Source organism: Lentibacillus daqui (assembly GCF_027186265.1).
Taxonomy (GTDB): Bacteria; Bacillota; Bacilli; order Bacillales; family Amphibacillaceae; genus Lentibacillus_C; species Lentibacillus_C daqui.
In genome coordinates, this window is record NZ_CP114176.1 from 799,487 (window position 1) to 825,421 (window position 25,935).

Genomic DNA, 25,935 nt, shown 5'->3' on the forward strand with positions numbered 1-25,935 from the left:
AAGTCAATAAACTGTATCCTAATAATAACACTAATACACGCGGAATGAGTACTATGTTGATTGGATTATGCTAGAATATAATCAAACCATTGTTACCATAACGATAACTGGAGTTGATTAAAGGTGACATTACCCAAAAAGGATCGAAAATATACGTATGCTGATTATTTGTCGTGGCCAGAGGATACAAGAACGGAGATTATTGATGGTACCCCCTATTTACTTACAGCACCATCAAGAACTCATCAAAAGGTGCTGTCGGAATTACATCGTCAACTTGCCAATTTCTTAGTTGGAAAAGACTGTGAGGTCTATCCTGCACCTTTCCATGTCGTATTGGACATTGGCGAACAATCCGAGGATGTAGAAAACGCGGAAAATATTTTTGAACCGGACATTACGATTGTTTGCGACACATCTAAATTGGATGATGCAGGGTGTAAAGGGACACCGGATATGCTTGTGGAGATTATTTCTCCGTCTACAGCCAGACGTGATAAAATAATGAAATTTAATAAATATGAACAAGCAGGTGTGAAGGAATATTGGATTGTTGAACCGAAGGAAAAAATTGTTAGTGTGTTTATGCTTCAAGAAAACAGGCGCTACGGCCGACCGGATTTATATTCAGATCAGGAAGAGGTAGAAGTAGGCATTTTAGATGGCTGTATCATTGATTTGAAAATGGTGTTGTCTGAATAAAGTTACATGAATTTCTACGTATGTGATTCGCAAGGGGACAGGTAAGATCTTCCTGTTTGGCGTTTGAAGGGAAAACCGGACACGTGAAAATATATCGTTCTTTTTTCCGGCCGGATCCCCTCAATTCCATTTGGTGATCACTAATGCAAACCGGCGTGCCATACCGATCGATTTTTTCAATTCCCTGCGCATCACTTGGTTGATCTTTATGATTTCGCGGATTAATTGGTGTCACTAATTTTGCTTGCAGTATTTCCTTTGTTATTTCCTGATTACCCGGTGTTTTGATAAACTCCGTCAGCTAGGATACAGTTCAGCTGCTCCGCTATTTTCGAATGTTCCTCCTTGAATATTTTTAATGTTGGCTCCAACGTTTTTCCATCATGCATGTTCCCTTGCACACTTCCCGTAAAAACGGTGCAATTACTTTAGCTGGAGGCTGCTAGTTAAGTGATATCGGGTAACATTTTGTGAACCGTTCCTGGTTTTATTAGTGTACTCCCTTAACGAGAAATATGTACATATCCTCATGAGTTGAATAGTTGTAAAAAATGTATTCGGCATGCTATTATTAGCCGGTAATGATTTTATAAATATTATTCATGTAAGAGGTATTTAGGAATAGAAACGCTTGAACCTCTTCTTAACAAAACAGAATTCAATCTCTGGGGAGGGGATAATAATTGAAACAAGGAACCATTAACCTGCTATTAGTTATCACAATTATCTGCATATCCTTATCAGCAATACTTGTGAAATTGTCCGATGCACCTTCTACCATTATGGTGATGTATCGGATGTTTTTAGCATGTGTATTAATTTTTCCTATGGTTTTTAAATATCGAAAATCATTTTTAAAAATAAACAGAAAAGAGTGGATAGCCATTGTATTTGCCGGAATTTTTCTGGCAGGTCATTTTGGATTGTGGTTTGAGTCATTAAATCATACGACAGTGGCAAGCTCTACTTTAATTTTAGCGCTGCAGCCTGCAATTGCTTTAGTTGGCGGTCTGATTTTCTTTAAAGAAAAATTAGATATACGTACAGTGGTAGCGATGGGGATTGCTTTTATAGGTGTTGTTATTGTTGGCGGAGGAAATTTAGGCAGTGGAAGCGGCGTTTTATTAGGAAATATTTTATCCTTTCTTGCTGTTGTATCTGTTGTGCTTTATTTAATGATCGGCCAACGAAATGTAAAGTCAATTAATCACTGGGTATACAGCTTTTTAGTTTTTTTAGTGGCTGGTTTCACCGTTGCTGTATTTAATCTTATTGGTGGAATACAATTTACTGGCTATAGTGCAAATGATTGGCTAGTCTTTTTAATGCTCGCTATTTTCCCAACGGGCGCACATATTATTTTTAATTTGTTACTAAACTATGTTAATACGACAACAGTATCTATGAGCACGCTGGGAGAACCGGTCGGTGCTTCAGTTTTAGCAATTATCCTTTTAAATGAGATGCTGACACCAGTAGAAATGGTTGGCGGTGTTTTAATTATAGTGGGTATCTTCTACTTTTTAAGATTACAGGGAGGCTCAAAACAACCTATCCCAAAACAGCATTCTAAATCAGCAGAGACGGGCTAATGGCTAATAGCGACTACTACACGAATAACGGCCAGTGTTTTTAGTTTTACATGCTGATTTGATGATTTGCTAATCACCAAATAATGAGAAGCCCCGCCGTTGTGTGGGGCTTCATGCTTCATACGTTCTATCTTTTCAGGAAGTTTGGATTTTCAAAAGGGGGTATACATGGTTTAGAAAACAAAATTCTATTCTACCCCAGTCTCCCCTAGCTTTGCAAACTCCCTTTTAACCAAGCACGAGGACGGTATGGTCCAACCGGAATTTGGATCAAGCAGGTTTTTCCTTTAGAATCAATCCTGTAAAGCTGATCACAGTTGTTCACATCAAATCCTAGTAATGGATGCCCTCCCATTCCTAAAGCACACGAAATTAAAAGCAGTCGTTGTACGAGAATGCCCGCCTCCATCTGTTGGATGCGATATCCCCTATATCCCAATTCCTCTTTGAGATAATCTTTTTCCCCAACGACATGTAGACAAAGTGGAACCTGATACAGATTCACATTGGGCATTGTTAATCCATTTTGTAATAGCTCTCGGTAATCCCCTTTGTTTATCATTCGAAGGGCATGGGTGTTACTTTCATATAAGCAGGTACCATTTGGGATCCCTTCTACATTACATAAGCTACCATACAAAGACATACGACTCTCAATATTCCCATATGTTTCGTCGAGGTCATTCTGATAGGAGAAAGAGAATGTCTCCCTTAACAAAGTAGATAGTTGCGTTTGGCTCACTTTTCCGATCATAAAGTCGATATCAGGTGAATGTCTCTCCCTACAAATAGATGCGAGATTGTACGAAAAGCCTTCCATAAACGGAAGCAAGATCATTTCCGCATCTAACGAATGTTCCGCACTATGCTTATTTTTCAGCTTCACAAATGACCTCGTTGTTTCAAACATCGATATTTCATTAATTTTTTCCAGCATCGGGTAAGGAATGACTCTTTTTGAACGGTTATAGGAAATATGATTTAAAAGTGGCAATTCCCGGCATAATTGAGTGGCTGAAGCAGTTTCTTTTCTGTTTGTTTCTTTGTCAACATAATGGATAGAATCATCAGTAGATAATGAAATAGCCGCATATACACTTTCATCCTGTTCGGACAATCCAAGTAAATGATTGACCGCCCGATCAAGAAATTGGTAGCATACTCGTGAAGAGAATCTCATCTGATTGGCCACTTCTAACGCTTGCCCAATTAATACACCTGCATCAAGCCCTTGGAGCCTATAAGAAAAGTTGTTATATTTATAAAAGTTTTTCCAAAAAACTGTTGAAATAAAGATTGTGCAAAAACAACTGGAAATATCATTACCATTTTTAAGACTTCTGGCTAAGTAGAAATCATAATCTCCTTCTCGCACCAATACTAGGCGGTGATGCGCCACATCATAATGGTAAATGCCTTGTGGAGCTTTTTCAATATTTATATATACATATATTTCATTGGGATAAAGTGCCCCTCCTGAAGGAACAAACCTGCGAGTCGATTGGATAAAGCTCACATCTTTTTCATTCATTCCACCGTTTAAAGCGGATTGAGCGTATTGAGTGAGCCCATAAACATACCATAAGAAATGACCAAGCTCCACCAAGCTCGGCTTTACATGTGCTTCCCTTTTACCAAGTGTTAAAGGTACATCTGCGGAAAGTGGAACCACTGGTAAGCGGCGATACAATTTATAGGGGAGCGGTGCATCTTCCCAATCCACTTGCCAATCCGGCGGAGTGACTTTTTCCGTGTCAAAATGCAGATCGTGTAGAAACGTTTCTGGATCCATCCTAAGCCTCCTTATTCTACCATTATGGGAACGGATGGGGATTTGGATTTAACTGATCATACGTTAGTGGTGCCTTTGTAAATCCTAGTTCCATCGGTACCGTAAGTACTCTCTTCAGCCCTTTCACCCGGGTAAGATGATGCCCAAATGTCATCGGTAACATTCCGGGAATCAATACTTTTACACAGTATAACCCATTTCGTTTCGTGATAGGTGTTGTTTGATCAACTACAATGACCTCAAGGTTTAACTGTCGGAATTTCTGAAGAATATCTTGAAGATCATCCTTCAAATCAATATTTGCATGTGGCTGCTTAAATTCCTCGGAAAATGTACGTAATGGACGATGGTCATCCAATAAGAAATGCAATCGTTCCTCTGCTTCTGGCAGACCGTAAAGCAGGCCATGGTCTTCCATCGTATGCACGGCAAACGGATCCCGTAGCATGGCTTCATATTTCTGTCGGTTTTCCTCAAGCTTTTCGTCTTGTCTGGCCATCGTTCCTGCAAGTTCATAGATCGTGCTTTTTACAGCACTAATAGGATCAGGGTTAGCTGCGGCTGCGCAAATGAGGTTTAATCCCTTTGATTCTCTGTTTTTTGCCACACCAAAAACGCTCGGAATCCCATGTTCCATCGTTGAATTATAAAAATAAAGGTCATATCCGGTCACTTCATATAACCTGTCGACCATTAACTGCAGTTCTTTGTCATCTGCAGAACGAAGATTAAGACGCGGAAGAGGAAGGTAAGCATACCACGTTAACAAGAAGGCGTCCCGTTCAACAACCTCCATAATGCCATGAAAAATAGCTTCTTCTAAACTTCCACCCAGCGCACATCCATTTGAAGTTTCATAAACCAATCCTTCGCTGTAGCCCAAACTGTAATAAGCAAGTAATTCTGGAACCAAAATAGGGCGTTCAGATAAAAACGAATAGCCCCAGACCCAATTCATTGGCCGATCAGGATGAAACGGTTTAAAGGGAAATTCTGACTTTTCATATTGCTCCTTTTCATGTAAACCTACTCGTATAGGATTTATCGCGTTATTCTCTAGTTGACGATAACTATTACGTACTACTGTCCGCTTTCCACGAGGCCTGATTCCACAATATCTCTCTAAACCTTCCAAAATGGCAGTTTGCTCACTCATCTCATAAGAATTAGACCTTCCTGCTACTCCTTCATCTGCTCCAAACAAAGGCAAGTTGACTATCACATCCGCAAAAGGCAACGTTAAATCTTGTACTTTCCCATTCATAATACCAGTACGTTCATCAAGATAATCTCTGGCTAAAGCTGCTTTTAATTCATCTATCGAACGGCAGCGATAACCATTCCCGCTTGTTTTCAGACGAGATGTCAACTTGATTCGAGCTCGTTCAGCTGTATCATCAGGCAAACGACTGCATATTTGGCATGATGGGTCGGGCAAGAAATAGTGACTGGAGTTTGTTAATGTTTTCAGGTTCGTTATGAAAATCCTTTCTTCCAAATTGCTTGGTATTCCTTGAAGAATCCTCTGTACTTCGTTGCATATTAAATTTGCCATATGCGATAGTCCCATTCGTGATGCCCATACATCTTGCCGCGGACTTGCTTCTGCTGCCATTCTCATCTGAAACTCCCACATTTCCTGGCTATCAGCTCCAGCTATTATACGCCGCATGTCTGCGCAGCGAGAACATCCCGGTGAATCAGGGCGTACGAATGGACCGATGATTCCTTCCCCAAACGATGCAAATCCTCGAAACCATGGGATACGTGCAGTTCTGAAACTTTCATCCGCTTTTTGATGAACAGATGGATACCAAGCATCATGCAGCACAAGAGCTAGTTTTGTATCTTCGGGAACGTCATCTAAAATGCTTTGACGCTTGGCGGAATAACTATGGGACAATTGATCGTATACAAAGTTTGCTAATAAACCGTGTCCGTTAATTAGAATATGAGTAGCCATTAGGACTCATCCTCCCGTATCTGCACACCAAACACCCCGGCCATTTCCTGTTTCATAAAAGGTTCGAATGTAAGATCATAAACGAATAACCGTTTGCTGTTTTGTCTTAAAGTCTGAATAGCGGATTGTAATAACTGCAATTGTGTCACTTCATCACAAGAGGGGATTTCAAGTCTGGTTTCCGTTTTATTACTAAAAACTACTGGATCCGTTTCTTTTCTCATCATGGAATCCATCGGACCGCGGGTATCCAAAATCGCTTGTTTCAATGCATGCCGCATGCCTAATGTAGTATTTAAACCCACACTGGAATACCAGCGTCCATTTGATTTAACCCCTATCACGGGAAAACCTAACAGATTCTCTTTCAAACCGATTGCCGGTGAACCGTTTAAGCTAGTCAGAGCATTATAATAATATTTGCATCGCCTATCTTTCATTAATTCTACCGGCATATTAATCGTATTCAGTTGGTCACTGTTTTTTTTTGCCAATGCTTCATTCAAATAAGCTTGCAGTCCCCGGCAAATAGCCTCTTCAATGGTTTCCCCCGCCCCGACGCCAATACCGTCCTCAGTTATGTTTGTGCCAACCTGATGATTCCCTTTTTTGAACTCCGTGGAATCGATCATTTGTGTAACGTACATTTCAATTCCAGTCAGGCCAGCTTCTCTTCTTGCATCCTCATGTGTTAAGTCCGCACAGATAACTTCTGGCAATAGTTCTGCCGGGCCCTCTGACATCGGATTAATCGCCTGAACATAACACTGTGCAAGTGGAAGCTGTGACAAACTTTTTTCCGTCCACGTATGGAAAATTCCCGTCTTCTCGGAAGTTAATTGACTGAAATATCCTAAAAGGTCATTCGGTTGATGATCTCTGACCGTTTCCTTGTTGAGCCTTGCGTCAAGATTTTCAACAAGTTTGGGCGTAAAACTTTTGGATGTCACTAACGGATGTGTGATAAATGATAACCATTCACCTTCCAGCGTTTCAAGATCAAGCAGGTAAATTTGGTTGCTTTGATTTGCATCAGCAATTCCGGTAACATTCTTAAACATTTCAAACACGGCGACATTCGCTAAAATGGATGCCGTTGTTGACGAAAACGGCTGAGAGCACGGTTCTTCTGTATGCAATACGGATCGATGAATTCTAAGCCATGCAGACTCCCAGCACCCATCAGTTTCCGGATCAAATAACGGACCGGAAAGCCCCACTTGTTGTAAACATATGGCAGGGATAAATGACTTCTTTTCTTCTTTGCAAACGGAGTTAAGTTCCCTTAATTCATTTACATTTCCGGACTGTGAGACGTATAAAATCCAATCATAGTCTTGCACAACCTGTTTCCAAAATTCTTCACCTTTTACTTTCTGAAAGGGTACCTCCATTACCTCAGCATCTGGCTCCCTCTCTTTGACACTTTGAACCAATTCATTCAAACGTTGCCTATTTGTATCATCTGGATCCAAATTCATGACATTTAGTTTAGGCAACCCTGATTCGATTAACGCGGAGGCCAATGAAATGAGAAAGGGACCCGAGCCAACAGCAAGAACATTAGATTGGCGATATTTTTGGAAACGATACGCTCCGGAATCCACGAAACTCTCTATAAATTCAATTTGTGAAGCATATTTTTCGAGTATGGAACGATTTAATTGATGGGGGGTATCTTTACTGGCGTCCCGAACAAAGCCATTCTTGTATAACGTTTCTCCAATTTCATAAACCCTGTTACGATACGGTGGCGTTAAGCCCGTAGTTAATTCTCCTAATGTTTTTTCTCCGTTAAACATCGGTATCAATTTTTCAATCCATTGATAAATTGTCGTTCCTTCCATGCGAAATGAACTGGAATTATTTCGGAAATATACACCGCCCTTTGCGTCTGGGAGAAAAAATGTATCCCTCTTCACCTTTAGACGAGTGGATGAATTCAACTTTGACATTTATTTCCTCCTCGTTTCTAATTGTTACGAATCCTTCATTCATTATCATTTTATGTACTTGTGACTGTCCACTATGATAAAAAATAAAAGCGAAAGCACTCACTTAGCACTGGAGCTAGACAGGGTTAAAAGGAAGAGAAATCCCCCTGCATTGGCTATCAGGGGGACATTTTATAAAACTAACATTTTTTCTTTGACCTAAATAAAAAATCCAAAGCAACCAAAACAGCCAAAGCAGCCGCCACAGCGGAAACCACCACAGCGAAAACAACCGCCACAACGACCACAACCGCCACAAAGCCTGCTGTCAACCTGAACCTGATTTTGATTCATATGATCCATAGGAACTAATTCACTAACATGATAATTATCCATTCCTAATTGTTGCAAATCGTTTTGATAGTACTGCATGTGTACCTCCCCTTTATATTTATTAATTATTGGTAAATTGGCAACAAGAGAGTCAATTGCTGTCTTCTGCATATGAAAACTTTTTCTCTCTTTAACACAATATGATCCTTTTAGGTGGTTGTTACTGATGTAAGAGCCTATTTCATGGTGTTTGAATAGATCCTTAACGTATGTTTTCAACCTTTTGCTGGCAGTACCCTGGATGGACAACACAAAGCCAGGGCTAAACGGTATGTAGTCAGTCATAATCCAAAAACAATAAATTGATATTTCGCAAAATTACTATATATGAAGGAAGGGAATTTCAACTGTTCTATAGAAATCATTAAGTGACTAATCCAAGTTACAATTGTAGAAAGGGATGAACCTTTGATGAAAATAAACAATTACAAAGTTGCAGTCGTACAAGCTGGATCAGAAGTAATGGACAAGGAAAAAGGTATCAAAAAAACAATCAGATTAATAGAAGAGGCTGCTATGAACCATGCAAAAATTATTGTTTTCCCTGAAGCCTTTATACCAGCTTATCCACGTGGGATGTCATTTGGTGCGGTAGTAGGAAGCAGGTCAGATGAAGGAAGAAAGGATTTTGCCAGGTATTGGACGAACTCCATAACGGTTCCGGGACCTGAGACGGAACATATCGGAAAAGTTGTTAATAAAGCTGGGGTATACGTCGTAATTGGGGTTCCAAAACAGTTTAATCTAAATTATTTAAAATTAATTACTTTTTAGCAGGATTCTTGCATTTTATGTCGAACCTTGTAAGTAGAAATAAAATGAGGAGGATCGCTAACATGTATACCATCGATGAAGCATCCAGCATACTTGGTGTTCATCCCACTACATTAAGAAGGTGGGAAAAAGAGGGGAAGATAACATCCTCTCGAACTACCGGTGGCCATAGAAGATATGCTGTAGAAGACCTTAGTGCTATCAAGCATGATTTGAAACCACTTCAGGACAAAATTGTTATCGGGTATTGCCGTGTCTCATCATCGGACCAAAAGGAAGAGTTAAAAAGGCAGGTCCATACCGTTTCGCAGTATTGTTCGGCAAATGGATATCAGTTTCGTATTATAAAAGATCTGGGAAGTGGTTTGAATGACGATAAGAAGGGGCTAAAGGAATTAATCCGGCTGGCGCAAAGCAATCAGGTGGAGAAAGTTGTCGTCAACTACAAGGATAGGTTACTACGTTTTGGGTATGAATTGTTGGAACAAATATGTGCCTTCCATCATGTGAAAATGGAAATCGTCAACCATACAGAGGATAAAACATATGAGCAGGAGTTAGTCGAGGATATGCTTTCCATTATTACTGTCTTCAGCAATCGCTTGTATGGAAGCAGAAGTCACAAGCGAAAGAAACTGCAACAAGCGGTGAAACAGGTCATTGAGGACAACGGCCATGCTTACGTATAATAAAAAGGTACGATTGGTGGTTACAAAAGAAAACAAGCAGTTACTCGATTCTCAATCCAGAATGTGCAACTGGCTGTACAATCAATTGCTGGATGCGGTGGAGGAAGATTATCGCAATGGAAAAAAGAAAAAACTGCTTTCCGGCAGAAACCTGAGGAATGAAGTACCGAAAATAAAAGTGGAAAACCCATTTTTGTTTAAAGTCCATTCCTCCCCATTGAAAAATACGGCATTACGGTTAAAAGATGCCTATGAACGATTTTTTGCTCCAAAATTAATGAATGAGAAACCAAAATATCGTTCATGGAAAAAGAAGTGGTTTTCGCTTTATTACGATGAACCAAAAAAAGGTTTTAAATTATTGGACGCCAATCAACTTTCCTTAAGTTTTGGCAAGTTAACAGATGAAGAATACAAGGAATTAAGGAAAACGGATGAACAGGCCAGGAAGACCATCAAAATCAAAGTTGGACTTGTGGAAGCGGTAGAACTAAGCGAAACGGAGAGAATCAAAACCCTTCGCATTACAAAGGATCTGGATTCGTATTATGTCATTTTTACAATAGAAGATGTCAAAGAAATCACCAAGATGAAGGAACAATCGTTTATTGTATTTGATCCCAACCATAAGAATTTGGCAGTAGGATTAGGCAGTGATGGAAAATCATATGAATTGAAATCGATGAATGCACTGTTGAAGTATTGGGATAAACGAATCGATGAAATCAAATCAAAACGGGACAAATGTGAAAAATTTAATAAGCTGGTATGCACCCCAAACGTCACCTATTTTGAGCCAAGCAAACGTTGGAAGAGACTCAATCATGCTTTGGAAAAGGCGCAATTAAAACGTCGAGAACAAATGAAGACGCTGTTATTTAGCTATGCGCATTATTTTTCCAAGCGTTACGATGCGATCTACATTGGTGACTATACACCAACTCCCGATGTAGCGAAATACGGGTCAATGAGAAGAGCCATGTTAAATCAAACACCAGTCGGTAAATTCAGGAGTATTTTGAACTGGGTGCAGGAAAAAAGTAGTAAATATTATCAAAAGATCGATGAACGTGACACAACCAAAACCTGTTGTGTCTGCGGTAACAAAGAGAAAAAAGATCCATCTATTCGCAGCTTTACATGTGTAAACTGCGGTACAACGCTTTCGAGAGATATCAACAGTGCAGTTAATATCGGAAAGAAAGCCAAAAGCGATTGCCTCGCGCAGGCTACATAGGTGTGGAATCCCCTATGTATACAGTGTGGTGGGATTTTAAACAGGCAAAGATTGCTTGTGGTTTGACCCCATCTGCTGGCCTCGGGAAGTAAATCCGGGGGTTGAAACAAACATTCTTCTTGGTAATAGAGAAGAGGTCTTTGATTAATTTTAGGCTTAATTTCGGTTAGGTTTAAATAGACAAAGGAGTGCGGTAATTGAAAAAGACAGTGACTCCAGCCAAGGGACGCTTTATTGCACAGCACTATTTTTTGGTCCGGATGGGCAATTACTCGGTAAGCATAGAAAACTGAAACCGACTGGCTCGGAACGGTTGATTTGGGGAGAGGGAGATGGCAGTACGTTACCTGTTTTTGACACACCATATGGCAAAATTGGTTCGTTGATTTGTTGGGAAAATTATATGCCACTGGCAAGGACGGCGATGTATGCAAAAGGTGTACAAATCTATATTGCGCCAACAGCGGACCCGCGTGATACCTGGTTAGCCTCTATGCGTCATATTGCTGCGGAGGGAAGGTGTTTTGTTTTATCGTGTAATCAATACACAACAAAGGATATGTTTCCACCTGATATCGCCTCCCGTGAGGAATTTGCAAATCTGCCTAACGAAATGTCCCGGGGTGGCAGCTGTATTGTGGATCCGTTGGGAAACTTCCTTGCCAAACCTGTATTTGGCAAGGAAGAAATTATTTACGGTGATATTGATTTGAACAGGATTGCTGAGGCACAGTTTGACTTTGACGTGGTTGGCCATTATGCAAGACCGGATGTTTTTCAGTTGGTAGTGAATGAGAAAAAGCAGGAGAACGTAATTGGGAATGAAGAATGAAATATTGGTTTATACGGGAAAAGGAATTGTGTGCGTGCTAAAAGCGCACACAATTTTTTCGGTTAATTTTCTTATTTCGGTTGGTCATCGCCCAAACTTGGTTGATACCCTTAAATCAGGGTCGATAATTTCCATATCCCAGCCGATATTCCTGAACCAAGGTTGATATTTCACTCGTCCTGGTTGATATACGCAGAACTAAGGTCGAAGGTTCCCCCATCTTGGCCGATATTCCTGAAATAAGGTCGATAGTTACCCCATTATGGTTGATAATCATACTTTTATAGATAGGACTGTAACCAATATAGTGATTAACAGCAGCGGCCTGGAACCATCCTATCCCATCACAAAATAATCCTCCTGGGCATAAAATGGGCATGATAAAGGAGGTTAACTAAATTGTATCCATATATCTATTATCCGTTTTATACGTATTATCCGGTAAGAAATCAAGTGAGTAGGGCATATGCAGAGATTAGAGGAAGCGAATTGGCACCGAATCTGCGTGGATATGTTTTGTTCACCGATGTCCCTGGTGGAAATGAGGTAACGGTTGAAGTAAATGGATTGCCGCATTACCAACCTGCACATGGTGACAAGGCGCCAATTGGACCACATGGTTTCCACATTCATGAAAAAGGTGATTGCTCGGTAGGAGATGAAGCAGATCCTTTTAAACAGGCTGGTGGGCATTGGAATCCGAATAATCAGCCACATGGCCACCACCCCGGGGATTTTCCCGTTTTGTTTTCCAACAACGGTTATTCAAGAATGTCCTTTTTTACCAACCGGTTCAAGAGTCAAGATATTATTGGCAAGTCGGTAATGATTCATGAAAATCCGGACGACTTTCGCTCACAACCGTCTGGGGATTCTGGAAAGCGCGTTGGTTGTGGGGTTATTAGAGCGTATTAAGTGGTTGCCAGGCACACACGCAAATCAGGTTATTAGTATTTGCACGAGTGCCTGGGATAAAATTTGTGTATGTAATGGATGAAATAATATCAATGAGGTCAGAGGTATCCTGGGTGTTATCTGTTATCGATGATATTAACGAAAAAGCTGATATGATGGATGGCGCATAGTATAACATGAGAGCGGCTTTTATGGTGGCTAGTTCAGGTACATGTTTAATCAAAAAATTAAGATATTATTTAGGATCAGCACTAAAATCTATGGTTGAAATTAATAATAAAGGATATGCCCTGTCGAACTGAAGGCTTGCGTTCCTACGTGTGCTATTTATGTAGGTGAGACGGGGTGTTATTTTTTCTAAAATACTTTTTAATGATGTAATAATGACTTATTCAATTTGTTCGGATCAGCAATCACCTTTTAAATGTTGCGTTACCATCGCGCTGAGCCATGTCCAAATACGCATCAAATCTATAAATCCCCTCTACTACATATTCCGATGTGCATGGTTTTGGCAATGTCCGCTGTAATTCTCTTGCAGACAAAATCACTCCACTTTGTTCATACCGTTCCTTCAACAACAAAAACACCTGGTTGTCCATCTAATCTTCCTCCCTTGGTTTAATCCACTATTAATAGAAACGGGCCAATGAACCTGCATTTTTACTCATGCGGGTTGCCTTTGCCTGATCTTGAATCCATAAATCAATGGAGTCTTTCGTAAATAAAATTTTGTTACGCAGCCTTAAGTGCGGGATCTGGTTAAGTTTTACCATGCAATAAATTGTATCGGTATGCACACCCAGATAAGCTGCGACCTCCTGAACAGTAATAGTATGCCGGTCCAAAGCTACCCCTCCTTTCGTAGACAACAGGGATATGAAGTAGACAGAAATGAATTACCAGAAATCATCTTCATCTATCATTACTACTATCGAAACTGGAACGGGTACGGTGGCATGGAATAAAAAAATTTTAGAACTAATATATATGGGGCGGGAGGGTAGGTATGGCGACGCAACAAATTCGCTGTCAGTGGAGGGGCTTGGCGTAAAGGCAGAAAGGTTTACAAAGGTTAATGGAATTAGACACAAAGTTGATCGAGAACGCGACAAAGTTGATCGAACTGGGCACAAAGTTGATCGAGAACGCGACAAAGTTGATCGAACTGGGCACAAAGTTGATCGAGAACGCGACAAAGTTGATCGAGAACGCATAAAAGTTGATCAAAGCAGTATACAATTGAACGAAATGGAAAATGCTTGTCATAACTTTGATATAAATTTGGCTCGTTTTAAGGAGAAAATTGAAAATCGCCGATAAAAGTGCCAAAACCGCCGTAAAATGTTTCACAGCAAGTTTAGCAGGGACATTGGCAAGGAGAATAGCCCGGCGGTAGTTGTTTTTTACTATCCCCGAACCTGCAGTTACTCCTCATCATCTTGTTCATCCTCTTCTTCCTGGTCTTCTGCTTCATCCTCAACGTCCTCCAGATCCAGCCAAGAGAGCATTTCCCGCACAACCGTATTTATCTTCTCATCCACCATATGATCTCCATATTTCTTCTTGGCAAGTTCAATGTTTTTAACAACATCGTCACTAAAATGGATAAGCGGTTCATCCTGTTCCAGGTTATTGAATAGGTCGATGAATTCATCCAGTGCTTTGTCAAATCGTTTCGTTTCCAGTTCGTTTGCTTTCATGTTTATCACCCGGTAATAGGGTGCCCAAAAGCATAAAAACAACGCGGATATATTTTTATTTCTTGGTGTTAAACCGGCTGTGTTGAATCAGCTTAACTACTTATCGACAGGTTCATTAATTATATCAGCGATTCTCAAAATTTAGTGCATGTTTTTGGATTAGTTTTTCCCATAACAGGAAGCGTTATTAAATAGGTTGTACCTTGGTAATATGCTAGAATGTTCATAGCGATGGTTGTCAACGGTTTCCCAATTTCTTAATCTTAGTAAACTAGGAAAAATCTATCCAATGATTTCATTTCCCAAACCAGATAGTTGACCGCGATAATCAATAACTTTATAAATTCCGGTGTGATCAAAATCCACCTTTAATGCAATAAATTAACATGAGTGATAAATTGATGGAGGGAAAATAGATGTATAACGAACCGATTTTTTTACAACCTGTATTTCAGGAACGGATATGGGGTGGGCAAAAATTAAAAACGGAGTACCATTATAATATTCCATACGAAAAAACAGGAGAGGCGTGGGTGATTTCCGCCCATCCAAACGGATCAAGCATGATTGAAAATGGACCATTAGCCGGAAAGACGTTAGCGGATGCATGGAGCGAACATGGTGAATTATTTAATAAGCAAGTGAACAATAATGAGGAATATCCACTATTGGTAAAAATGTTGGATGCAAATGATGACCTGTCTGTCCAAGTCCATCCAAACGACGATTTTGCTCGTCATGTGGAAGGTGTACCATACGGGAAAACGGAATGCTGGTATGTATTAAGTGCCGAACCTGGTGCTGAATTGATATTGGGACACCATGCCCGCACGCGGGAAGAACTGGAGTATATGTTGGATCAAGGTGAGTGGGATCAGTTACTGCAGCGCGTAAAAGTGAAAGCAGGCGACTTTTTTTATGTTCCAAGTGGCACGATTCACGCGATTGGGAAAGGGATTGTCATTCTGGAAACACAGCAAAGCTCGGATATTACCTATCGTGTGTACGATTATGATCGGGTGGACGCACAGGGGGGCAAACGTGAATTGCATTTGGAGCGTGCCAAAGAGGTGGCAACCGTCCCACATCAACCTGTAGTGGCTGACCAAAAAAAGGAAGTTCGTGACGGATTAATTAGTAAACAGCTGATCGAAGCACAATATTTTACTGTTTATCATTGGACATTGCATGGTAAGGTTAGCAAGGAATTAACCAAGGACTTCTTGCAGGTCAGTGTTATTCATGGAAGTGCCGAGATTCGTGTGAATGGGAAGGCTTTTCATGTTGAAAAAGGTACTCATTTTATTTTGCCACATGGAATAAAGGCTTATGAATTGCAAGGGAATGCGGAGTTTGTGGTCTCGTATTTATAACGATATGGAACAGGCTGCGTTTCCCGTAGTCTCTCTAAGAGAAATAGTATTGTTGGAGTGCCGACGTACATAATTCCACTTTCCCGTCGAGCAATTAGTTACTGCCATACGACACAATTTTGTTGCGGAGGTGTGATGGTGGATATTATCAAATTTAACAGTAGAGATACCGAGGAACTTGTCAATTTGTTCTATGAAACGGTTCATACTGTAAATGGGCAAGGGATTATTCAACAGCTCAATTAGCAGCTTGGGCGCCAATCGATGAAAAAAGCAAAGTTATAAAAAGTTGGAGAACATCGGGGATACCAAGAGATTTGCAAACAACAGGGCTATACTGACCAATTTTAAAATGGAGAAAATATTGAGCTAGGATACTGGTTTGACGAATCATTATAGTCAGGGCAGATTTTCTCATTAGAATTAAAACGGAGAGAGAAGAGGAACAAAACAAATGATCAAAATATTTTCCTGGGCAGCCGTTATTTTTTGGATGGCTATTATTTTCTATTTATCCCATGAACCAGCTTCGTCCTCCGATGAACTTAGTATAGGAATATCAGATGTTATGGTAACGATTGTCGAAAAAGTTGTTCCAGGTACAGAGGTTAACATGGATGAGTTTCATCATATTGTTAGAAAGTGTGCCCATTTCTTAGCCTATTTAATACTTGGGTTACTGTTGACCCATACCCTAAGAAGAAGTGGCACGGGGCGATGGACTATCGGGATTGCTTTGATTATTTGCGTACTCTATGCATCATCAGATGAATTGCACCAGCTATTTGTACCTGGCCGATCCGCTGAGGTTAGAGATGTCCTGATTGATAGCGTTGGAGCATGTGTTGGGATTATCTTGGATTTGCTAATTTGGAAAGGTAAGCAGAGATATAAATCCTAGGTGAATGCTACTCAGACATGTAACTTTGGGTGGAATAAAATGGTTGACGTCCAAAACGATGAGTGGATTTGAGATTTATATTTGCTTGAGCTAATCCATAACTGCATAGGGTTTCATACAAATTAGCTAGAAGATTTATATTTTTAAATAGGGTCGTAGTTCTCGTGAATTTTAGGTTTTCGTTCTACAATTTGAGGGACCATTATCTTCGTATATACACCCTTTAGATGATGGTCATTCTCTAGTATAATATGAACTATGTCGTGTGGATATGGGGTTATCCGTTGCATTCACAGAAATATAGGAAAGTTAAAGAGAGAAATAAAAACGGATGGTCTTTGAACGAGGGTAGAAGGATAAGATGTTTTTAAGTAACAGCACCAGATCCTAGGACAAATTTGAATAGTTCGAGTCGTTCGAGCGCCAAGTCCGCACTATTAGGGAAGCGGAAATTTTAAGTTGACAAATACCAACTAATTGAAATAGTATTAATAAAAGGTGAAGTGTAGATAATGAAGGGTGCAGTTCCTAGGGTCATTTTTAATGAGCTAGGTAATATTGCATTTTACAAGGGGGGTTTTCATGAAAAAACTATGGAATATGTGGAATCGCTTAAGTTTAGTTAAACAAATATGTATCGGTTTGGTTGTAGGTATTATTCTGGCCATCGCTATTCCGAGTGTAGCGAAAGCCTTTATCATTTTAGGATCTTTATTTGTAGGAGCTTTGAAAGCGGTTGCGCCAATATTGGTATTTTTCTTGGTTATGGCGGCCATCGCTCAACATAAAAGTGGACATAAAACGAATATGAAATCGATTCTCGTACTTTATCTGTTGGGTACTTTTTTAGCCGGATTTATAGCAGTTATTGCAAGTTTTATATTCCCTGTAACCTTAACACTTGCTACGGGTTCTGAAGATTTATCGGCTCCTGGTGGTGTAGTAGAGGTTCTTAAAACATTGCTAATGAGCATCGTAGACAACCCGGTATCGGCGATTTACAATGCGAACTATATCGGTATATTGGCTTGGGCAATACTTATTGGTTTAGCCTTGAAAAGCGCGCCGGATACTACCAAAACAATGATATCCAATATTTCAGATGCCGTTACCAAAATCGTTACATGGATCATCAAATTTGCACCTTTTGGTATTATGGGACTAGTTATTGAGGCTATTACTACAAGTGGACTTGATGCTTTACTTGATTATGGAAAGTTACTTGCTGTTTTGTTGGGTTGCATGCTCTTTGTAGCTCTCGTTGTTAATCCAATCATGGTATTTATATGTATTCGTCAAAATCCATACCCACTTGTATTTACATGTTTAAGGGAAAGTGGAATTACAGCATTCTTTACACGCAGTTCTGCTGCAAACATACCTGTTAACATGAGATTATGTGAAAAACTTGGCTTGAATAGAGATACTTACTCTGTATCCATTCCGTTGGGCGGAACCATTAATATGGCTGGTGCCGCTGTTACGATTTCCGTTCTGACACTGGCTGCAGTTCATACATTGGATATTCAAGTGGACATCCCAACAGCAGTAATTCTTAGTGTTTTATCAGCAGTATGTGCTTGCGGTGCTTCGGGTGTTGCAGGTGGTTCTTTATTACTAATTCCTTTGGCATGCAGCCTCTTTGGAATTCCAGATGATATTGCAATGCAGGTAGTTGGCGTGGGCTTTATCGTAGGTGTTTTACAAGATTCTTGTGAAACAGCACTTAACTCGTCAACAGACGCCCTTTTCACAGCTGCGGCCGAATTTAGAGAGAGGCGAAAAGCAGGGGAAAAAATTAATATGAATGCATCATAAAAAAGAAAGCCCTTTATTTACGTTATGGAGGGCTTTTTTTGTGTGTTTTACGGTACCCCAAGAGATGTTGATACAGCTGATATGCTCGGCCGGGAACCGGTAGAACTGGATATTCGCCCCACTTCCAAAGTGGTAACAGGTGAAATTGTCAAGGTAACTGGTGCAGGTGCCTGCGTGGACAAACTGAATTAAAGGTAACCATTAATAAGGAAAAATTCTTTGACTAAATATCGGTTAAGTCCGCCGGTGGAATGTTTATCCTCATATTGATTATTTTAGTGCTATTGGTTATTCTTAACTTAGAATAAGTGATTAATAGAAAGGAGGGGTACAAGAAATACAAAGTAGATTTCGTTTTAAAGTTTAAGGAAATAGGTTCATAGAAAACAAAAAGGAAGGGGAGTAGACATGAGAAAGATAGGTATCATTATGATAGCATTCATCATTTGTACCGTGGGATTTCCGACAGGTTCTTTTGCAGCAACAAATAACCATTCGGATGATCAAACCGAAAAGCAATATGACACAACGAACGATAAAAAGGATTCCAAACAAGATGATGAATATAACCAACTGGGTGTCAAGAAGGGTACAAAGGTGCATGGGGAAGATATTAGTAAACTTACCAAGGACGAGCTTCAGTATATACCAGAAGGATGGCGCGATGGTATTGATGAAGGTGAAGATGAACATGAACATGTGAACCACGGGGAAGCAGAAGAGAATAAATTGTCCACATTTAAAAAGGCTAACTATCCTAATGTAAATGACTACATTCAATCTAAGAATCTACCAACTGCGAAAGTAGCGTATGATCATAAATCAGTTTTTCCGAAGTTTGGTTACCGTAATGGGAAACCAGAGGGTGTGGTCGCGCATGAAACAGCTAATAATTCATCGACAATTGACAATGAAATTTCTTATACGACGAGAAATTATCAAAATGCGTTTGTCCATGCTTTTGTGGATAATTCCCGAGTAATTGAAATGCACCCGCCTAATTACGCTTCATGGGGTGCAGGGCGATTTGCCAATGAACGCTTCATTCACGTCGAATTGGTCCGTGTCCATAGTTTTGATAAATTTGCACGATCGATCAATAATTATGCGAATTATATTGCATCTCTGTTATGGAAATACGATCTTGGCGTTAGCAGTGCGGAAAAGACTGGAACTGGCTCACTATGGTCACATAAGGCAGTAAGCAACCATTTAGGCGGGACAACACATGTTGATCCACATGCTTATTTTCAACAGTGGGGGTACAATTGGGATGAATTTGTTGATTTGGTTCAACTAAAATATGATGAACTGGCTGTTACAAAGAAATAAACGGGCAAGCTTGGGAAAATCAATTGAAATCACCATTACCGATGTTCCAAAGAGCAATTATCATTACGAGGGAATCTATCAATTGACGGATAAGGGGATATCAACGGGTATCCAATGGACGAGATGCACTTCCTATTGAGGTAAAAGCGAAGTTGGATGGAGAGTATGTATAGCGAATGGGTTTTTGTTTTGATGTGAAGTGTTTTGCGGGATCCTGGAAGTAGAGTTTCTTCTTCTATGATTTTGTATTACGTGCGTAGAGAATATGCATTAAAAAGAAACAAATAGATAAAATGAAGATCCTTTTACGGAATGTGGAATGCACTGAAATTGTCAAACAATATGGATTAGACTAAAACATTTATTTACTTAAGGCAATGGTAATGTTTAGTATAGTCTGAAAAAATAACTTAAGATGATTATGTGATAAATTTGGTTAGGCGTTACAAGTATGTCGATTTTTAGTAGACCCCTTATTCCCAATGTACTTTTTTATAATAATTTTATGAAAAGGTGTACAGGGTGTTATTTATAAAATGTTTCGGAGGGTTTTATTATGAAAATTAAACTTTTGAAAATGCTATTTTCTATTTTTTTAATAGCGATGATGGCTGCATGTGATAATTCGGAAACCAGTAAAAATGATCAGCCAGCTTCGTCCGATGAAAATAACATCGAAAATGTATCGAAAGATGAAAAACAGGATATTGATGATCTTTTCAATCAAGTGAAAAATGACTCCCCGACAAGTAAGCGAATTCAAGCGCTAAAAGATATTGCCATGCATTATTATTGGTATGGCGGGGATTTAAAAGAAGCTGAAAAAGAAGTGTTCAAAGGGATTACATTACATGGGGACTATGATGTTGTGGAAGAGGCTTTTAAACAGGCATCCGCCATTGAGCCGCATGATATGGATTTGAAATACGCCCTTGCATCAACTCAAATTTTGCAAAAAGAAATCCCAGAAGCATTAAATACATATAAAGAAATTATGAACGATGATAAAGAGTATTTTAATGCCTGGTTAATGCACGGAATTTATTCAAAAATAGAGGGTGATCTTGATACCTTTCAATCTGACATTGATCAATTGGAGAAAATTGACAAGGTAAAAGCAAAAGAATACAACAAGAAAATTGATCTGGTAGACAACATAGAGGGGGTTACCCTAGAAACCAAGGTGCCAGATGATTTAAAAAAAGAAAATCACGCTTTTGTTGTTCTAGGTTATGCTCTGTCTGATGATGGGAAAATGGAAGATACACTATTAGAAAGGTTGAAAGTTGCCAAGGAAGCTGCCGAGGCATACCCTGATTCAAAGATTATAGTTACTGGCGGTGTTCCAAAACAAGGAAATACCGAGGCTGATGTCATGTTTGATTGGCTTACTGAAGAAGGTATTGAAGAAGATCGGGTTATAAAGGAGGATATGGCAACAGATACAATCGAAAATGCCTTATTCTCCATGAATATTGTTAAAGAGGAAGGGGTTAAGGACATTACCTTAATCACAAGTGCCTCACATATGAGAAGGGCGCTAGTCGTTTTTAATGAAATCAATAATATGCTTCAAAAACAAGGAGAAGATATCGACCGGGATATTAGCAATATCGTTCACATGGATTTTGATGATCAGAAAGAGGCGGAGGAAGTAAAAAAAGATGAAGAGTTTGTGATTTACCGTGATTTAATCCGGGCTAGCGGTATTTGGCAATTCCCGGGGATGCAAAGATAGCTAATATATCAAGGGAAAAAACCATGACTTGCATTAATGTCATGACTATGTAGGGAGCAATCACAAAATATATAAAGACAATAGAAAGTATTACGCAAAAATGAATCAAAGAAGAAAATAGATGGAAAAAAGGATGGTGAATCTACCTATCTCCATCCTAAAGTAAAAGATGAAGCATGGGACAATATCAATAACAATATTCAACACTAAAATTTTAGGGAATATGCGACATGATACTGATGTGGAGTCCTTATTAATAAAATGATGGTTGATATGAGACAAGATTCTTTAGGTGACAGAGGGGCGAGGAATGGGGAAATTCAGAATATACAGCTAAGGATATGTACACCAGTTAGATAGTGCCATGCTGCTTTTTTGTCCCACTAATGTAGATGAATAGCCTTTCTAGCCAGCTGGTCAGCATGGTGGTTTTGCTTCTCAGGGATCCATTTGATAAAAAAATACGGGAAATGCCCAGCTTCTTGTTGGATTTTTTCCAGCAGCGGAAGGAAGGATGGGTTTTTCGTGAAATTTTTGTCGATAACATCCACTACAACCTTGGAATCGGAACGGAATGACAGAATTTCACCCGGAAAGTACTGTTTACAAATTTCTAATGCTTTGATGACGGCGTGAAATTCTGCTTCATGATTCGTAAGCACTCCAAGTGGAAAAGTATATGCATCTGTATTTCCTCCCGCTTTGATATAAATACCAGCACCGCTAAGACCGGGGTTACCGCTTGATGCACCGTCTGTGTATACTTCGATCAATGTTTATTCCTCCCTAATATAATATATCCATAAAAATTATAACAATGATGATGCAGGAGTGTATATTCATGTCTCTTTACCTGTCCCATCTCAATGTATAATTTTCTTTATAAAACCCAAGTTAAGCATGGGAGGTGTGTATATTGGGCAAAGATCGTCAAGAAAAAAAGTTGAAAGAAAGCGGAAAAGTTCAATCAGATCGTGATGTGGGTTTGCGATATAAAGGGTCAACAAAAATGTCCAGCCCTGAAGAAGCGAGAAGATTAAATGATGGGTTTAAATAACCTCCAAGTTGGTTTTAAATGATATGGGCTTTTGCAGAGAGACAACACTGCAAAGCCCTTTTTCATAATAGTTTCCGTATCCGATAACTACATAATTCAATTTCTTAATATTTGCATTCCTCCAACATATAAAATATGATTGTATTGTAATTGATTTTATGGGGGGGATTTTTTATGAGAAACAAAGAAATGTTACTAATTCCGGGGCCAACACCGGTCATTGATTCTATTTATGACGCAATGGCACAGGAGACCTGGAGTCATACAGATCCACGATTTGCTGCCATTTATAAACATGCAATTGAGCAAACGAGGGAAATGCTCAAAACCGATGGCGAGGTTTTTGTAATTGCTGGTTCTGGCACACTAGCGATGGAAATGGCGGTTGTTAATACGGTCGCTCCTGGAGAAAAGCTTTTGGTTGTTAGTAATGGGTTTTTCGGAGATCGTTTTATAAAACTGGGAAAATCCTTTGGTATCGACATTGAGGTGATTCAGGTAGAATGGGGACAATCTGTTACTGCAGTAGAGCTGGAGGCAAAGTTGGCAAAAGATAAATTTAAGGCGGTAACCATCACCCATGCAGATACGTCTACAGGTGTTGCAGCCGATTTGGATGCATTGGTACCTGTTGTTAAACGCCATGGTGCGCTGGTTATTTTGGATGGTGTTTGTGCGACTGCTGCAATGGAAGAGAATATGAGCAAGGGCTATGGGGATGATAACGCAACAATTGATGTAGTTTTGACAGGATCACAAAAGGCAATCGGTGTGCCACCAGGACTTGCGGTTGTTGCGTTTAACCAAAGTGCACTAGATGCTCGCAAAAAGCTGGAGCATGTCCCGGCATATTACACAGACATTAATAACTGGATTCCAATTATGCACGATCCAAAGAAATATTTTGCCACACCGGCAGTTAACCTCATTTATGCATATGATCAAGGCATGAAACTTGTCCTTGAGGAAGGGATGGAAAAACGTATCGAGCGCCATAAGGAATTTTCCAAACTGGTACGATCAGGTCTTGAAGCATATGGCATGAAACCATTAGCTGATGAAGATGTTGCGGCTACAACATTGACATGTGTGCTGTATCCAGAGGGTGTGGATGATGCTGAATTCCGTGCTAAACTAGCCGAAAAAGGTGTCGTCGTAGCCGGTTCCCTTGCACATTTGGCAGGAAAAGCTTTTCGCATTGGCCATATGGGTAATACCACAAAAGACATGCTGAAGGAAGCTGTACGGTTAATCGGTGTGACGTTAGAAGAAATGGGGCATAATGTTGACATTGATCGGGCGGCAACGGTATTTGATGAACAATTTAGTTGAAGTGTAAACGGGGCAGGCGCACTGTCCCGTTTGTGTCTGTATTTAGGGTGAATTGAACAGGAGAATTATTTCCATCTTACCGAAAGAGCCAGTACCTATCCTTAAGCACCTTTCTCCAACTCCTTCTCCGACCCTGCCACAACAACAGTCGCTGACGCATCGCCTACAATATTTACACAGGTTCTTAGCATGTCAAGAACCCGATCAATTCCGGCAATCAGCGCGATTCCTTCCAATGGATGCCAAAACGGTTGTCAGAACAACAGTCAATAGTTGCATTAATGATAAGTCCAAGTCGTAAAATTGGGCGATAAAGATAACAGAGACCCCTTGATATATCGCTGTTCCGTCCATGTTAATAGTCGCCCCAAGTGGAAGGACAAAACTACTGATTCTGTTTGATACACCAAAGTTTTCCTGGCAATTTTTAATCGTCACCGGCAATGTTCCGGCACTGCTTGCTGTACTAAAAGCAACGATGGCCGCTGGTGAAATTCCTTTAAAAAACGTCCATGGACTCATTTTGCCATAGATTTTTACAGCTGATGAATAAACGATAGCTGCGTGCACGATACAGGCTACAAAGACAGCGAGAATAACCTTGATTAATGGCAGTAATACAGATAGTCCGTAATCGCCAAGGTACAACCAGCCCAAGTACTCCAATTGCGCGACTTTCATCATGATACTGGTGATTTTATACATGATCTGATATATTAAAAATCCCTAATTTACTAATATTCGACATCAAAGGTGGTAATTCCTGCTGGATAAATTTGGATTTTAACTAAAAAGGCAAAATTTGTTATTTGAAATCACCAAAATACAGTACTTCCATCTCTTTAATAAACGCATGCTAAAGCGGATTTCAATTTTGCGCATCTATTGGTGGTTACTGGTGAATACCGTGGAACACTATCAATATTTCCCGGGAAATGTCGTGAAACATTGAAATAAGGTTGCCTTACTTGTCACTTCCATCGGTTTTTATCTCTTTTTCCAAATAAATAAATGCGGAGATTGATGTTAGGGGAAGAAGGGTTGTTTGGTCAATCGCTAATAAAACTGTATTCTTGCTAAGTAATATTGTAAAATAGTATTAACCTGAATGATCGATCAAATAGGGGGCGAAAGCATGGTTTTACCACAAGAAAATAATGTGATTACTTATGCTGAATATCTGGAATTAGATGATGATATGCAATATGAAGTGATTGAAGGCCGTATCTATAATATGGCGCCATCACCAAATGTGAAACACCAATCCATTGCATCAGAACTTATCACAGAATTTAACATTCATTTTAGAAATCAGTCATGCCGAGTAGTTAGTGAGATTGATGTTTCGCTTAGTGGAGAAAAGGATCCATCCAAGGTAAATGAATGGGTTAAGCCAGATATTGTGGTTGTGTGTGATAAAGATAAAATCATGAAAAATCATATTGCCGGTGCACCAGATTTGATAGTGGAAATCCTCTCAAAATCAACCGCGAAAACAGATAAAATGATTAAGTTCCATCGCTATCAAAGAGCAGGCGTGAAGGAATATTGGATAGTTGACCCGGTGTATGAAACGATTGATGTATATTTGTTGGAGAACGAATACTACAAACATACCGGAACATTCGCAAATGGTGATGTAATAAATACTTCTGCCTTTGACGGTCTGTCTGTTAAGCTTGAGCATGTTTTTCGAGATGATTTTTAGGTTGAAAAGATGACTTCAGATTGAGTCCTACTGGTTTTGTAGGAGTGATCTGAAGTTATTTTTTATGGTGATGGGTTTTAAATGAAATAGATCCCAGATGAAGGTTTGACTCCTAGAGTTGCGGTAATATCGACCAAAAACTGGGGAAGA

At 39.7% G+C, this 25,935-nt stretch carries 27 protein-coding genes and 2 pseudogenes; 19 read left to right on the top strand and 10 right to left on the bottom strand.

The genetic code is table 11. From position 1 onward, the window contains the following. Window positions 1–123: 123 nt before the first annotated feature. Together O2S85_RS04270 and O2S85_RS04275 are read left to right on the top strand one after the other, a co-directional pair. Complete coding sequence (locus O2S85_RS04270; RefSeq protein ID WP_269411475.1) at window positions 124–702, top strand: Uma2 family endonuclease; 579 nt, start codon at window positions 124–126, stop codon at window positions 700–702. 683 nt (window positions 703–1,385) lie between these two features. Beyond that, a complete protein-coding gene (locus O2S85_RS04275) occupies window positions 1,386–2,294 on the top strand; it encodes a DMT family transporter (protein ID WP_269411476.1) in 909 nt (302 codons plus the stop codon). Here O2S85_RS04275 and O2S85_RS04280 read toward each other — a convergent pair. The 5 genes from O2S85_RS04280 to O2S85_RS04300 form a co-directional block, all read right to left on the bottom strand. After that, window positions 2,291–2,416, bottom strand: coding sequence for a hypothetical protein (locus O2S85_RS04280; RefSeq protein WP_269411477.1), 126 nt, complete (start codon window positions 2,414–2,416; stop codon window positions 2,291–2,293). The two genes, O2S85_RS04275 and O2S85_RS04280, sit on opposite strands and share 4 nt — an antisense overlap. Window positions 2,417–2,502: 86 nt before the next feature. Next, window positions 2,503–4,086 (bottom strand): SagB family peptide dehydrogenase, encoded by a 1,584-nt coding sequence (locus tag O2S85_RS04285; protein ID WP_269411478.1) that lies wholly within the window; start codon window positions 4,084–4,086, stop codon window positions 2,503–2,505. Window positions 4,087–4,108: 22 nt separating this feature from the next. After that, entirely contained in the window at window positions 4,109–6,049 is a 1,941-nt protein-coding gene (locus O2S85_RS04290; protein WP_269411479.1) for a TOMM precursor leader peptide-binding protein, read from the bottom strand. Then, window positions 6,049–8,004, bottom strand: a complete 1,956-nt coding sequence (locus O2S85_RS04295; RefSeq protein WP_269411480.1) for a putative thiazole-containing bacteriocin maturation protein — start codon at window positions 8,002–8,004, stop codon at window positions 6,049–6,051. Before O2S85_RS04295 ends, O2S85_RS04290 begins: the two co-directional genes overlap by 1 nt. Window positions 8,005–8,202: 198 nt before the next feature. Beyond that, window positions 8,203–8,595 (bottom strand): heterocycloanthracin/sonorensin family bacteriocin, encoded by a 393-nt coding sequence (locus O2S85_RS04300; RefSeq protein ID WP_269411481.1) that lies wholly within the window; start codon window positions 8,593–8,595, stop codon window positions 8,203–8,205. A gap of 192 nt (window positions 8,596–8,787) precedes the next feature. Here O2S85_RS04300 and O2S85_RS04305 point away from each other — a divergent pair, with 192 nt between their 5' ends. From O2S85_RS04305 to O2S85_RS04325, 5 genes and pseudogenes are all read left to right on the top strand, one after another. Beyond that, window positions 8,788–9,150 carry a nitrilase-related carbon-nitrogen hydrolase gene (locus O2S85_RS04305; RefSeq protein WP_269411482.1) on the top strand — a complete coding sequence of 121 codons (363 nt, stop codon included), beginning with the start codon at window positions 8,788–8,790 and terminating at the stop codon, window positions 9,148–9,150. 62 nt (window positions 9,151–9,212) lie between these two features. After that, window positions 9,213–9,839, top strand: coding sequence for an IS607 family transposase (locus O2S85_RS04310; RefSeq protein ID WP_269411483.1), 627 nt, complete (start codon window positions 9,213–9,215; stop codon window positions 9,837–9,839). Beyond that, entirely contained in the window at window positions 9,826–11,076 is a 1,251-nt protein-coding gene (locus O2S85_RS04315; RefSeq protein WP_269411484.1) for an RNA-guided endonuclease InsQ/TnpB family protein, read from the top strand. The genes O2S85_RS04310 and O2S85_RS04315 overlap by 14 nt, the downstream gene beginning before the upstream one ends. A gap of 193 nt (window positions 11,077–11,269) precedes the next feature. Then, window positions 11,270–11,908: pseudogene (locus O2S85_RS04320) on the top strand (carbon-nitrogen hydrolase family protein); the annotation flags it as partial. 399 nt (window positions 11,909–12,307) lie between these two features. Then, window positions 12,308–12,823 carry a superoxide dismutase family protein gene (locus O2S85_RS04325; protein WP_269411485.1) on the top strand — a complete coding sequence of 172 codons (516 nt, stop codon included), beginning with the start codon at window positions 12,308–12,310 and terminating at the stop codon, window positions 12,821–12,823. Between the two features lie 413 nt (window positions 12,824–13,236). Here the strand turns inward: O2S85_RS04325 and O2S85_RS04330 are convergent, their stop codons facing one another. Next, complete coding sequence (locus tag O2S85_RS04330; RefSeq protein WP_269411486.1) at window positions 13,237–13,425, bottom strand: hypothetical protein; 189 nt, start codon at window positions 13,423–13,425, stop codon at window positions 13,237–13,239. A gap of 30 nt (window positions 13,426–13,455) precedes the next feature. Beyond that, entirely contained in the window at window positions 13,456–13,671 is a 216-nt protein-coding gene (locus O2S85_RS04335) for a helix-turn-helix domain-containing protein (RefSeq protein WP_269411487.1), read from the bottom strand. Between the two features lie 46 nt (window positions 13,672–13,717). Here O2S85_RS04335 and O2S85_RS04340 point away from each other — a divergent pair, with 46 nt between their 5' ends. Then, window positions 13,718–14,146, top strand: a complete 429-nt coding sequence (locus O2S85_RS04340) for a hypothetical protein (protein WP_269411488.1) — start codon at window positions 13,718–13,720, stop codon at window positions 14,144–14,146. A 104-nt stretch (window positions 14,147–14,250) separates the two neighbouring features. On the opposite strand, the gene O2S85_RS04345 is transcribed toward O2S85_RS04340, so the two are convergent. Continuing rightward, window positions 14,251–14,526: an atypical membrane-integrating protein (Mistic protein) gene (locus O2S85_RS04345; protein WP_269411489.1), complete on the bottom strand. Its 276-nt coding sequence runs from the start codon at window positions 14,524–14,526 to the stop codon at window positions 14,251–14,253. Between the two features lie 416 nt (window positions 14,527–14,942). Between O2S85_RS04345 and manA the strand changes: the two genes are divergently transcribed. The 8 genes from manA to O2S85_RS04385 all read left to right on the top strand — a co-directional run bounded on the left by manA (window position 14,943) and on the right by O2S85_RS04385 (window position 21,688). Continuing rightward, entirely contained in the window at window positions 14,943–15,899 is a 957-nt protein-coding gene (gene manA / locus O2S85_RS04350; RefSeq protein ID WP_269411490.1) for a mannose-6-phosphate isomerase, class I, read from the top strand. A 57-nt stretch (window positions 15,900–15,956) separates the two neighbouring features. After that, a complete protein-coding gene (locus O2S85_RS04355) occupies window positions 15,957–16,145 on the top strand; it encodes a hypothetical protein (protein ID WP_269411491.1) in 189 nt (62 codons plus the stop codon). 208 nt (window positions 16,146–16,353) lie between these two features. Then, on the top strand, window positions 16,354–16,800 hold the full coding sequence (locus tag O2S85_RS04360; protein ID WP_269411492.1) for a VanZ family protein: 447 nt from the start codon (window positions 16,354–16,356) through the stop codon (window positions 16,798–16,800). 582 nt (window positions 16,801–17,382) lie between these two features. Continuing rightward, complete coding sequence (gene sstT / locus O2S85_RS04365; protein WP_269411493.1) at window positions 17,383–18,618, top strand: serine/threonine transporter SstT; 1,236 nt, start codon at window positions 17,383–17,385, stop codon at window positions 18,616–18,618. 42 nt (window positions 18,619–18,660) lie between these two features. Next, on the top strand, window positions 18,661–18,810 hold the full coding sequence (locus O2S85_RS04370; RefSeq protein WP_269411494.1) for a hypothetical protein: 150 nt from the start codon (window positions 18,661–18,663) through the stop codon (window positions 18,808–18,810). Between the two features lie 216 nt (window positions 18,811–19,026). Continuing rightward, window positions 19,027–19,950, top strand: coding sequence for a peptidoglycan recognition protein family protein (locus tag O2S85_RS04375; RefSeq protein ID WP_269411495.1), 924 nt, complete (start codon window positions 19,027–19,029; stop codon window positions 19,948–19,950). Continuing rightward, entirely contained in the window at window positions 19,922–20,089 is a 168-nt protein-coding gene (locus tag O2S85_RS18750) for a hypothetical protein (RefSeq protein WP_369419833.1), read from the top strand. Before O2S85_RS04375 ends, O2S85_RS18750 begins: the two co-directional genes overlap by 29 nt. A gap of 417 nt (window positions 20,090–20,506) precedes the next feature. Then, window positions 20,507–21,688: an ElyC/SanA/YdcF family protein gene (locus O2S85_RS04385; RefSeq protein WP_269411496.1), complete on the top strand. Its 1,182-nt coding sequence runs from the start codon at window positions 20,507–20,509 to the stop codon at window positions 21,686–21,688. Window positions 21,689–22,071: 383 nt separating this feature from the next. Here O2S85_RS04385 and O2S85_RS04390 read toward each other — a convergent pair whose 3' ends face one another. After that, entirely contained in the window at window positions 22,072–22,461 is a 390-nt protein-coding gene (locus tag O2S85_RS04390; protein WP_269411497.1) for a ribonuclease HI family protein, read from the bottom strand. A gap of 143 nt (window positions 22,462–22,604) precedes the next feature. On the opposite strand from O2S85_RS04390, the gene O2S85_RS04395 reads away from it, so the two are divergent. Then, window positions 22,605–22,745: a YpzI family protein gene (locus tag O2S85_RS04395; protein ID WP_269411498.1), complete on the top strand. Its 141-nt coding sequence runs from the start codon at window positions 22,605–22,607 to the stop codon at window positions 22,743–22,745. A gap of 174 nt (window positions 22,746–22,919) precedes the next feature. Then, window positions 22,920–24,077 carry a pyridoxal-phosphate-dependent aminotransferase family protein gene (locus O2S85_RS04400; protein ID WP_269411499.1) on the top strand — a complete coding sequence of 386 codons (1,158 nt, stop codon included), beginning with the start codon at window positions 22,920–22,922 and terminating at the stop codon, window positions 24,075–24,077. 101 nt (window positions 24,078–24,178) lie between these two features. Here the strand turns inward: O2S85_RS04400 and O2S85_RS04405 are convergent. After that, window positions 24,179–24,782 (bottom strand): annotated as a pseudogene (locus O2S85_RS04405) (dicarboxylate/amino acid:cation symporter). A gap of 430 nt (window positions 24,783–25,212) precedes the next feature. Between O2S85_RS04405 and O2S85_RS04410 the strand changes: the two are divergent. Further along, window positions 25,213–25,785, top strand: coding sequence for a Uma2 family endonuclease (locus tag O2S85_RS04410; RefSeq protein WP_269411500.1), 573 nt, complete (start codon window positions 25,213–25,215; stop codon window positions 25,783–25,785). Window positions 25,786–25,935 lie beyond the last annotated feature (150 nt).

What these genes read in the sequence shown, in the direction of transcription:
- O2S85_RS04280 (WP_269411477.1), bottom strand. Translation starts at nt 2,416, where the DNA reads ATGAAGCATGAAGCCCCACACAACGGCGGGGCTTCTCATTATTTGGTG.
- O2S85_RS04285 (WP_269411478.1), bottom strand. Translation starts at nt 4,086, where the DNA reads ATGGATCCAGAAACGTTTCTACACGATCTGCATTTTGACACGGAAAAA.
- O2S85_RS04290 (WP_269411479.1), bottom strand. Translation starts at nt 6,049, where the DNA reads ATGGCTACTCATATTCTAATTAACGGACACGGTTTATTAGCAAACTTT.
- O2S85_RS04295 (WP_269411480.1), bottom strand. Translation starts at nt 8,004, where the DNA reads ATGTCAAAGTTGAATTCATCCACTCGTCTAAAGGTGAAGAGGGATACA.
- O2S85_RS04305 (WP_269411482.1), top strand. Translation starts at nt 8,788, where the DNA reads ATGAAAATAAACAATTACAAAGTTGCAGTCGTACAAGCTGGATCAGAA.
- O2S85_RS04310 (WP_269411483.1), top strand. Translation starts at nt 9,213, where the DNA reads ATGTATACCATCGATGAAGCATCCAGCATACTTGGTGTTCATCCCACT.
- O2S85_RS04315 (WP_269411484.1), top strand. Translation starts at nt 9,826, where the DNA reads ATGCTTACGTATAATAAAAAGGTACGATTGGTGGTTACAAAAGAAAAC.
- O2S85_RS04330 (WP_269411486.1), bottom strand. Translation starts at nt 13,425, where the DNA reads ATGGACAACCAGGTGTTTTTGTTGTTGAAGGAACGGTATGAACAAAGT.
- O2S85_RS04340 (WP_269411488.1), top strand. Translation starts at nt 13,718, where the DNA reads ATGAATTACCAGAAATCATCTTCATCTATCATTACTACTATCGAAACT.
- O2S85_RS04345 (WP_269411489.1), bottom strand. Translation starts at nt 14,526, where the DNA reads ATGAAAGCAAACGAACTGGAAACGAAACGATTTGACAAAGCACTGGAT.
- manA (WP_269411490.1), top strand. Translation starts at nt 14,943, where the DNA reads ATGTATAACGAACCGATTTTTTTACAACCTGTATTTCAGGAACGGATA.
- O2S85_RS04360 (WP_269411492.1), top strand. Translation starts at nt 16,354, where the DNA reads ATGATCAAAATATTTTCCTGGGCAGCCGTTATTTTTTGGATGGCTATT.
- sstT (WP_269411493.1), top strand. Translation starts at nt 17,383, where the DNA reads ATGAAAAAACTATGGAATATGTGGAATCGCTTAAGTTTAGTTAAACAA.
- O2S85_RS04375 (WP_269411495.1), top strand. Translation starts at nt 19,027, where the DNA reads ATGAGAAAGATAGGTATCATTATGATAGCATTCATCATTTGTACCGTG.
- O2S85_RS18750 (WP_369419833.1), top strand. Translation starts at nt 19,922, where the DNA reads ATGATGAACTGGCTGTTACAAAGAAATAAACGGGCAAGCTTGGGAAAA.
- O2S85_RS04385 (WP_269411496.1), top strand. Translation starts at nt 20,507, where the DNA reads ATGAAAATTAAACTTTTGAAAATGCTATTTTCTATTTTTTTAATAGCG.
- O2S85_RS04400 (WP_269411499.1), top strand. Translation starts at nt 22,920, where the DNA reads ATGAGAAACAAAGAAATGTTACTAATTCCGGGGCCAACACCGGTCATT.
- O2S85_RS04410 (WP_269411500.1), top strand. Translation starts at nt 25,213, where the DNA reads ATGGTTTTACCACAAGAAAATAATGTGATTACTTATGCTGAATATCTG.